General features: G+C 23.7%; 8 protein-coding genes and 1 pseudogene. 4 read left to right on the top strand and 5 right to left on the bottom strand.

Going from position 1 to position 9,386, the window contains the following annotated elements; all coding sequences use genetic code 11:
- Window positions 1–198: 198 nt before the first annotated feature.
- A pseudogene (locus BB_RS05475) lies at window positions 199–1,532 on the top strand (DUF244 domain-containing protein).
- 83 nt (window positions 1,533–1,615) lie between these two features.
- On the opposite strand, the gene BB_RS05470 reads toward BB_RS05475, so the two are convergent.
- Window positions 1,616–2,413, bottom strand: coding sequence for a tyrosine-type recombinase/integrase (locus BB_RS05470; protein WP_010258297.1), 798 nt, complete (start codon window positions 2,411–2,413; stop codon window positions 1,616–1,618).
- A gap of 165 nt (window positions 2,414–2,578) precedes the next feature.
- Between BB_RS05470 and revA the strand changes: the two genes are divergently transcribed.
- From revA to eppA, 3 genes are all read left to right on the top strand, one after another.
- Window positions 2,579–3,106: a fibronectin-binding protein RevA gene (gene revA / locus BB_RS05465; protein WP_010890606.1), complete on the top strand. Its 528-nt coding sequence runs from the start codon at window positions 2,579–2,581 to the stop codon at window positions 3,104–3,106.
- 1,492 nt (window positions 3,107–4,598) lie between these two features.
- The gene (locus tag BB_RS05460) at window positions 4,599–4,883 is read left to right on the top strand and encodes a hypothetical protein (protein ID WP_010890610.1); all 285 of its coding nucleotides are present in this window, start codon (window positions 4,599–4,601) and stop codon (window positions 4,881–4,883) included.
- Window positions 4,884–5,009: 126 nt separating this feature from the next.
- On the top strand, window positions 5,010–5,534 hold the full coding sequence (gene eppA, locus BB_RS05455; protein WP_010890604.1) for an exported protein A EppA: 525 nt from the start codon (window positions 5,010–5,012) through the stop codon (window positions 5,532–5,534).
- A gap of 140 nt (window positions 5,535–5,674) precedes the next feature.
- On the opposite strand, the gene BB_RS05450 is transcribed toward eppA, so the two are convergent.
- The 4 genes from BB_RS05450 to BB_RS05435 all read right to left on the bottom strand — a co-directional run bounded on the left by BB_RS05450 (window position 5,675) and on the right by BB_RS05435 (window position 9,224).
- Window positions 5,675–6,583 (bottom strand): ERF family protein, encoded by a 909-nt coding sequence (locus BB_RS05450; protein ID WP_010890603.1) that lies wholly within the window; start codon window positions 6,581–6,583, stop codon window positions 5,675–5,677.
- Between the two features lie 351 nt (window positions 6,584–6,934).
- The gene (locus BB_RS05445; RefSeq protein ID WP_002663300.1) at window positions 6,935–7,495 is read right to left on the bottom strand and encodes a chromosome replication/partitioning protein; all 561 of its coding nucleotides are present in this window, start codon (window positions 7,493–7,495) and stop codon (window positions 6,935–6,937) included.
- Window positions 7,496–7,547: 52 nt separating this feature from the next.
- Window positions 7,548–8,105: a DUF226 domain-containing protein gene (locus BB_RS05440; RefSeq protein WP_010890602.1), complete on the bottom strand. Its 558-nt coding sequence runs from the start codon at window positions 8,103–8,105 to the stop codon at window positions 7,548–7,550.
- 9 nt (window positions 8,106–8,114) lie between these two features.
- Complete coding sequence (locus tag BB_RS05435) at window positions 8,115–9,224, bottom strand: plasmid maintenance protein (RefSeq protein WP_010890608.1); 1,110 nt, start codon at window positions 9,222–9,224, stop codon at window positions 8,115–8,117.
- Between the last annotated feature and the right edge of the window lie 162 nt (window positions 9,225–9,386).

Below are 9,386 nucleotides of genomic sequence, written 5' to 3'. Positions count from 1 at the left end.
TACTATTAATATCTGTAGTATTTTTACTACGTAAGTATAATCAGTTCTTAAATCCATAGGGCTTTTCTAAGTTCTTTTAAAAGAGAATTTAGTAAAGCCCTAAGTGTTTTAATAAAAAATTTTTTGTAAAAAAGTTGGCAAAAATAGTTTTTGCTATATATTTATATATAAGAAAATTATAACTTGCGGAGTAAAAAAATGAAAAACTTAAACAATAATCCACAAAAAATTAATCAAATAAATAAGCAAACTAATTTTATTGGTTTTGAAAATTTTATAGAACTTGATTATCAAGTTAATCAAACTAAAGAAAAAAGTAAATTAAGTAAGATAGGTAAGAAATTACCCGGAATAAGCAGTCAAGAATGTTTTAGATTTAATCGAAATATTGATTTTAGTGTGCAAAGAAACAAACTTAATAAATACGGTGCTAGTGAAGTAGGCAATATTCTAACTGGTGGTGTAGGGTTAAAAGATTTAATGATGAATAGACTGCTTAAATATTTTGGTATAAGTATGCCTTATGAAGAGAATTTATATATGCTCAAGGGCAAAGAGTTAGAGAATTTAGGATTTAGAGAATTTATTAAAGCACACGGAGATAATATTGATATTTTGTATAAAAACAAATATGCTAACGGTGTTGATAAGTATAACTATTTCAAAAAAATGGGTAGTTCACAAACTTTAGTGGGCTCAACAATTGATGGCTGGTTTATTAATAATAATGGCGATTTAGAACTATTAGAGATTAAAAGTAGCGACTCTAATTATATGAGTAGTGCTATTGCTGAGTACAATAAAAATGGCAATTTTTTAAGTAGTAAATATTTTTTCAAATATTATGTACAAGCACAAGTGCAGCTAGCGTGCACTGGGCTTGAGTATTGTAATTTGTTCTTTTTAATAGGTAATAAACCTATTAATTGTAGAATTAAAAGAAATAATCTTTTGATAACAAAAGTGTTTGAATTTGTTAATAAATGTGAATTTGAAGTTTCCAATTTAAGAAATAAAATTTTTAAAAATGAGGCGGTCAATTTATTAATATCTCATAATGGGAATAATGATACTTTTATAAATCTTGTTCAAGATTTAGTAATAAATAGTGATTTTTATAAAAATGGGATTGAGTTTGACTGGATAAATGAATTTGTAGAATATGTTGATTGTGTAGACCTTGAAATTAGAACTGATGAGGCCGCTATAAATCTTGAGTGTTCTATTTTTGAGATTGAAAATCTAAAATTAGAGTTAAATAAAATTCAAATTGAAAACAAAAAAAAAGAAAATCCTATAAAAGAACTGCTCAAAATAAAAATTAATGAGATTATGCATAAATATCCACTAATTAATAATGTGAATTATAAATTTAGAGAATTTGTGTTTAATTATGATCCGAATAAAAGAGCAATATCAGATAGATTTACGGGGTTTTTGCCAATAAGTAGTAAGTATTCTTTCTTAGCAATATAGCGTTTACAAATAGTATCAGTGCCCCTATTGACTGGGACACTGATAAAGATTATTAGAAATACATAAATAAATGTAAAGGATTATAAAGGAGTATATGTCAAAAATAAAGATATTCACCATTTAAGCTTAACTGGTTAAGCTATAAGGCAATACTATTTTTTATGCACTCATACGCTTGAATTTTACTTGCATGAGATAGTCCATAAATATTATCAATTTCATATGTTGAAGAATATTTCATAAGTTCTTTAATTTGAAAAGAGTTGTAGCCATTAGATTTTAAATTGAAAATAAACAAATTTCTACATAAATGAAGTGATTTACGTGCTTCAAAACCCCATTTTCTAAGTAACTTTTTGAATTTTTTAGCAATACAGTCAATGCTAATTCGATTATCTTTAAACCTATGTTTGGTTTTTTGAAAAAAATAAGTGCGGCTAGTATTAAGATTTTTCTTTTTGAAGTAAATTTCGTGTACTTTTTGAATAGCATTAAATTCTTTTTCGGTTATAACAAATTCTCTAGTACAAGTAGTAAATTTTTTTTTTGCCACATTTACTTTTATGTTGTATAAAGTTTTTCCGGTTTTGCTTAAAAAAGTTGAAATATCTTGCATTTTTACTTTTTGCAGTTCGGCCCCCCTACACCCACTTATTACCAGTAGGTGTACAAACCATCCAGCTATTGGGTCAATTTGTTTTAATGTCTTGACACATTTTATAATTAATTGATTAGTTTTTGGATTTAAGTACAACTTAGCAGTGGTTTTAGAATTTTCTTGTTTATTTTCTTTTTTATTTTCGGTTAATTTTTTTATTTTATTTTTTAAGGTTTTATTTTTATCTATTATTTGTAGTATTTTTTGATTATCCTCGTGAATTTTAAGCAATACTTCTGCGGTGATTTTTTGTAAATCTAAAAAATTATCAATTTCCATTAATTAACTCCACTTTTAAATCAAACAAAATTAAATATCAAAATAAAATAATATTAATTTATATTAATTCTATGTCATAGTTTCTATGATATCAAAAAATTCACTAAAATTTTGAGATTATTTGTGTATTGTATTAATTTTCATTATTAAATAAAGGAAAAATCAATGCAAAAAATAAACATAGCTAAATTAATTTTTATATTAATATTTTCATTATTTGTAATATCTTGTGAACTATTTATAATAAAAAGGAGAGCAACAATTACAGAAACAACAACAATAGAAAAAAAAAGAATAAATTGGCTTATTATGAGTGTCTCAGGCCTTAATGATGAGGCCGATGAAGTTGCATTTAAACATTGTAGAGAAAAAATAAGCTTATTAAAAGAAGACTTAAAATATGCAACTAATGCTAAAGAATTCGAAGAAAAATTTTTAAATTTACAAAAACTTTTTCAAGAAAAACTAACATCCAAACTAAACGCCTTAAAAGCAGTAAGAGTAGATATCCAAAGATTTAATGCAAACGATAATGATGATTTAGAAAAGAACAAACTCAAAATACGCTCAATAGCTCTATCAGCCGGAGTAAATACCAGTCCTATTGCACTCCATGCTATTAACATAAAAGAACTATCTGAAGACGTAGTAGCACATATAGACAGTATAATAAAATATCTTGAAGAAGATTAAATAAAGAACAACAAATATTTAGCCTTAAAAGATAAAATATCTATTACTACACACTTAATATAGTTATCTAACTTTAATTGTATGCAAAATTTGAGCTAGAGCACTAGAGCAATTTAGTAAGTAAAAATGCAAATTTGAAGTGACCACAAAAACGCAACATAGACTTTATGCCAAAACCCCCAAAACTTGAAGATTAAGAGGATATATATATGATATTTATATATTTTTGGTTTAATTTTTATAGACATTAGAAATTGTAACTACTATGAAAATGTTTTTATGGATTTTGTTACTAATTTCTTAGAGACTAATTATTTTTCTTGTTACTTTTTTAAAAAATTTATAGATTTTAAATCTATTTACAAAAAAAAAGTATACTAACAGTACAAACAAGACTAATAAATAATTAGTCTTGTTTGATTTATGTAGCAGCACTGCAAGTAACAAAAAAACAATAGATATAAATAAAAATGTAAAACCTATTTTAGGGTTTTTGCCTAAATACAAATTAGAAAATCCTAAATAGCCAAAAAATAGACAAAATAAAAATGCTATTAATCCATAATAAGATTTTTTATTTTGTTTATTTTTAGCCCCACAAGCGACACAAGTTTGGTCATATTTTCTAATTAATCTATTGCAAGAATTGCATGGTATATCATCATTAAAATATTGAGTCATAATAAATCCCCCTTTATAAATAAAACTTGTAAAGTGATAATGCTCATTATAAAAAGACTTTATCAAGTTGGCTACTCTAAAGTAGTAGTTAAAAGATTTTGTTTTTATTTAATAGTTTTTGTTAATTTTTTTTATTTAAAACAAATAAATATATTGAGTTTACAAAAACTATTTTGTTCTAAGTTGTAAACTTTAAGTTAAAAAAATAGTAAAAATTACAAGTCAAAATTTAACAAAAAATATTAGGGCTAGAATAGCTAGTAGTGCTAACATTAAATACAAAATTAGGGCTATAGAGAAGTTAAAATAAACAAAAGTGGTAGTTTCAAGGGAATTAGACTGAATATGTGATATACTACGACTATTTTATATAAAAAACTACTAAATTTGTACTATATGTCATTTATTAGCCATTTTAACAAGATTAATTCCTATAATGAAGAACTTCCTAAAATTTCATTTTTATTATATTTATAGTTTGTTAATATGTAATAGCAAAATGTAACAAATTAGATATTTAAATCCTTAAAAAATTCATTCTGAATTATTGCAAAAATATATAAACTATTTCTTGAATTTTTTTTATGTTTTACTTTCAATAATATATCTTGAAATTAGTTGTTTTACAATTAAATAATTTTGCTTTATTTTTAACTTTTGGAGAGGCCCTATGCAAAATAAAATTTTTATTTTTTGTATTCTTATTATGTTTTTAATTTCTTGTAAACAATGTTATAAACATCAAGAAACAATAATTCATACTTTAGAAAATTAATGCTAGTAACTTAGACAAAATTTAAGGATTTTTCTTATGGTAGATAATAACAAGTTTAAAATAAATAATGATGAAAATCTTTCACAAAAGAATTTTTCTAACTTAAATAGGAAAATTGCTGGTTTAGAGACTAAAATATTTAATTTAGAAAAAGATATTAAAGATATTCAAAAAAATCTTTATAAAACTAAAGCGTTTTGTTTACAAAAATTTAATGCGTACCATAGAAAGAGTGTTTTTCTTTTCACAATAATAACCCCCTTTATCTCTATTATTGTTAATGGTCTTATTATTTGGTTAATTATTAAGTTTAGCAAATAAAAATTACCAAAATCTTAATCAACAATGCTTAATTTGCGAACACCAAATAAGACTATTTGTTAGTCTTGTTCTAATTCTTATTAGTATTGCTAATAAGAATGTATATAATAAAGCCTAGGAGAGGATATGAGAAAAATAAGCCTATTGTTATTTTTATTATTTATGTTAAGCATTGATTTAAGTGCTTTTATGAGTCAAGATATAAAAAAAAATTATGAGAAAGCTAAAAAAGCTTTTTCTAAAGAAGATTATGATTTACTTAACAAAAGACTAGATAATTATGATTTTGAAAGTGAATATGATAAAAGCTTTTTTTTTGCTAAAGCTCCAGAAATTAGGGGAAGTTTAAGAAAAATCGGAATTAAAGAAAATAGCGTTTTATTAGACGCACTTGATGTTGTGGGCTTTATAAAAAGCAAAATAACAACTGATTTCTTATCTTTTATTATAATGAACATAAATAGTCTCATAAAGGGCTATCCAAATTCAATTTTCGATTATTTAATACAATTAGATTCGGATAAAATTGATTATGCCGAAAAATATGGAGAAAAAGCTAGAGAGAATTTTGAAGAATCTTATAAGAAAGATAAAATAACGGCAGTTAAACAAATATTAAAACAAATTTTGGCAGACTTGCCTAAAGATTAAGTTTTAAAAATAGCTTAAAAAGAAATAATTTATAACCTTATGAGGCGTATAGATAGCATTATATAAAGCGAGTAGAAAAGCCAAAATATCTTAATAATTGATTAATATTTTCCCCCTTTAAGGGGGATTTATTTGTATTATTACACTGCAAATATATAATCAAATTGTCTTTCTTTTTTTAACATGCAAAAGAATTTCAAGACACTTGTTTCATAAACGTCGTGATTATTAGTTATAAAGTCTTCAAACTTATTTAGTTCATCTAATTTATTAGTTTTCTTGAAATATTCTAAAAGAATATTTGCCCAATATTGTATGCTTTTAAACCCAGGATTATCATTAAAAATTTCATCTAAATCCGCCTCATTTTCAAAACATAATGCCCGAATAAGAGCATTTATATTATTTTTTTCTTTTTCATCATTTACCCAGTTTTTTATGTTAAATAAAGCAATTCTAAAAAGTTCATAGCAATAATACTTTCCGGTTTTTAACTTTTTATCAAAATTTTTTACTTGATTTTGGTTAACACCAGCTTGTTTGCTAGGCATAGAATTTTCATTTTCGTGGTTATTGTAAATAGGAGCTGCATCAGTATCCACTTCACTTTCTATGTTAAGATATGCTACTAATGCGTATCTTTTAAAATAAGTAATTGATGAGCCTACCAGTTGTGGCACTGTATTTACAACATTTTTAGACCCATTTTCATTATTCCATTTTAAATTTTCTGTAAGTATTGGCGTATCAAAGGAGTCTTTATACCCAGTGTTTGTACTATAAAACGTAGTTCTAACAACATGTAGAACTTGTTGCTCCCCCACAACTGTAAAAGTCGGAAATTGCTTAAAATCAAGGCATAAATTGTGCTTATCAATAACTTTTTTAATTTCTCTAGCTATTTCGTTGAAATTCTGATACTTATAGCCATAACCTTTAAGATTTTTATCAATCCCCGGCAAGTTCATCCTTAGGGTTTTCATATCTCTTAAAAAGTCAATTTCTGCTTGATTAATTTCTTGTGGATTATTGTTTTTGCGGTTTTTCATTTTTTTACTCCGTAAGTTATAATTTTCTTATATATAAATATATAGCAAAAACTATTTTTGTCAACTTTTTTTAATAAAAATTTTTGTTAAAAGACTTAGGGCTTTGCTAAATTCTCTTTTAAAAGAACTTAGTAAAGCCCTAATATTTTTACGATCCAATATTCAAGTAGGAAATAATGAAAAATTATTTCCTACAAAACTATATTTAGTTTAGTTCAACCTTAAATTAAAATCAATTAATATTATTACACTGCGGTCTATAAAAATACAAAAATATAAAGCTTTTATAAAATCTTATTTTAAAAGAACTTATAAAAACCTATTCTCTAAATTATTTACAAAATTCTAAAATTAGATTTTTAGTTCTTCATATTTCCTTAAAAGTTTTTTAAGAAAATCTTTTTGATTTTTAAGAAGTTCTTCCAAAATAAACGCTGTAAATTTAGCATTTTTTTTGTAAAAATCATAACTTTCTTGAGTTTTAAGTTGAAATCTTAATGGTTTTATTGGATTTTGCCTAGATTTTTTTAACGCCGGACTTTCTTTATCTTTTATAAAATTATAAGAATTTTTAATACCATTTTCTATTAAATAATCTTCTTTTATAAGCCCTTCTTGCAGTGCAGTTGCTAATCTTAAATACTTATACGCTTGAGTTTTTGCTACATCAAAGTCTTTTATAAAATCAAGAAAAGTTTTATAACCATCAAATTTATAATATTGATTATCTTTTATTTCTTTTAAAATTTTAATATTTTCCACCCTGTGGAATATTTCTTTTTTGAAATTGTCATTCAACTTTTCCTTTAGTGTCTTGTAATAAGAAATTTTACTTTCATTAATCATTAAATTTTGTTCAACATAAGTATCTATCTTTTTTGTTAAAACTTTAACAACACGTTTTTTTTCCATAAAAATTTTCCTTTATTTTTGTCAACATTTTCCTTAATTAATATTATTGTTACTATTTTAGATTTTTTAATATCCACTTAAGAATTAATCCTTGTTCTGGGTATTTTTTATTGTAAAATTCATATACATGTTTTTCTAAATCTATCAATTTATCAAAAAGTGCTTTATTATAGGGTGTATCTATCTTTTCTTTCTTTGTTAAACGCCTCATACCCTTTAAATAACAAAAAACACTACCAGCTTTAAATCTAAACTCTATGTAATACGTTTTTGAAAATGAATATACTTTTTTAACTCCATCCATTGTATATCTTACAAAAACATTTTTTACTGGTTTTCTATAGCCATAAAAAATTCCTAAAAATTTATCTTTTTTCCTTATAGGATATAGGCGAATTTCTTGAATTTCCATTTGATTATATAATTCTCTAAATGACACACGAAATTGATTTTTTTTAACATTAACAATTCCTAATTTATGAATATCCATCATTATCTTAGTGTGATACACAGTTTTATTATTTTTTTTTTCAATTTTAATAAATCGTTTTTTTCTTTTTATATCAATTATTTCTTTATATGTTTGCCCAACTTTTAGTGAATTTTCCATATTAAATCCTTATATAGCCTTTCTATCTAATTCTTTTAAATTCAATAAACTTTTTTGGTTTTTTATTAGTTCTAATAATTCGCAATAATATGTGCAAAACACTTTATTGTATTCTATTTTCTTTTGGTTATTCAAATATTCTTTTATAATTGGCTTTAGAAGTTCAATATTTACTTCTTTTTTTAGTTGTTCAATAAGGATATTGAAAATGTTTGTTTTTAAATCTTGATAATTTTGTTGAGAATTTTCTTTTTTTCTTTCAATTGACTTCTCTAATTTACGCTTTATATTGTTTAAATCGCTATATTTATGACTTTCAATAATAAAATGAGGCTTAAATTTGTAATTTTCGTATATTTTTTGGAAACTTATTTCTAATTGTTTAGGATTATATTCATTTTTTTCAAATTCTTTTTGAGTGTTGCATAGAATTTTCTTTAATTTTTCTTGTTTTTCTTTCATGCAAGATTTAGTAAAATGTATATTTTTATTTTTTAGCAATTTAATTTCTATTATTTTTATGATTTTAAGTATTTTGATTATATTATCTTTATCAATATCTAAATTGAATAAAATTGTAAGAAAAATTGAAAGAATTTTTTTACATAAAAAGTTACATTTATTGAAGTAATTTCTTACTTGATACTTTTCTATTTCATTAATCTTTCTTTCTTCTTTTATATTATTTTTATTATTTAAACACTCCTTTAAATCTACACTCCCATTTTTAGTAAATCTATCTTTAAGGCCCCTTGTAGCTCTATTTTGAAATCTTAAATCTTTTTTTTCTTGAAAGTATTTATAGATTTTTTGGTAACATTCTTTTTTTGAAAAATTAAGTTGATAGTATATTTCGGTGCCGCAATTTACTCCTAAGTGTTTGTGATAATTAGTTGTTACTTTAATTTCTTTTTCTAATTTGTAAAGATAATTTTGCAGTGTTTTTATTTTAACGGGTAGTTGACCATTTCTTTTAAGATTTTCATTAAAGTAATAGAGTATGTTTTTTTGTGTGTATTTATTATGTGTTTTGTTTATATACTCTAGTGTTGAGATAAGAACTATTGATTTATGTTGTGTCTTATTTTGGCAAAGGGTATTTTTTTTAGAATTTTCCATTTTTTACTCCGCAAGTCATAATTTTCTTATATATAAATATATAACATATTTTTGATTTAAAAGTTAATGTTTTATAAAAAAAATACAAAAAAATGTTTTTATATTTTTTTCAAGCTACAAGATTATATAAATATAAATTGATTATAGTTTTAACATAGCCTA

Source organism: Borreliella burgdorferi B31, from assembly GCF_000008685.2.
GTDB classification, from domain to species: Bacteria; Spirochaetota; Spirochaetia; order Borreliales; family Borreliaceae; genus Borreliella; species Borreliella burgdorferi.
This window is presented reverse-complemented; position numbering and strand designations above follow the sequence as displayed.

Bases quoted from the DNA above. Each gene is read 5' to 3' on its own strand.
- BB_RS05470 (WP_010258297.1), bottom strand. From the start codon at position 2,413: ATGGAAATTGATAATTTTTTAGATTTACAAAAAATCACCGCAGAAGTA.
- revA (WP_010890606.1), top strand. From the start codon at position 2,579: ATGCAAAAAATAAACATAGCTAAATTAATTTTTATATTAATATTTTCA.
- BB_RS05460 (WP_010890610.1), top strand. From the start codon at position 4,599: ATGGTAGATAATAACAAGTTTAAAATAAATAATGATGAAAATCTTTCA.
- eppA (WP_010890604.1), top strand. From the start codon at position 5,010: ATGAGAAAAATAAGCCTATTGTTATTTTTATTATTTATGTTAAGCATT.
- BB_RS05450 (WP_010890603.1), bottom strand. From the start codon at position 6,583: ATGAAAAACCGCAAAAACAATAATCCACAAGAAATTAATCAAGCAGAA.
- BB_RS05445 (WP_002663300.1), bottom strand. From the start codon at position 7,495: ATGGAAAAAAAACGTGTTGTTAAAGTTTTAACAAAAAAGATAGATACT.
- BB_RS05440 (WP_010890602.1), bottom strand. From the start codon at position 8,105: ATGGAAAATTCACTAAAAGTTGGGCAAACATATAAAGAAATAATTGAT.
- BB_RS05435 (WP_010890608.1), bottom strand. From the start codon at position 9,224: ATGGAAAATTCTAAAAAAAATACCCTTTGCCAAAATAAGACACAACAT.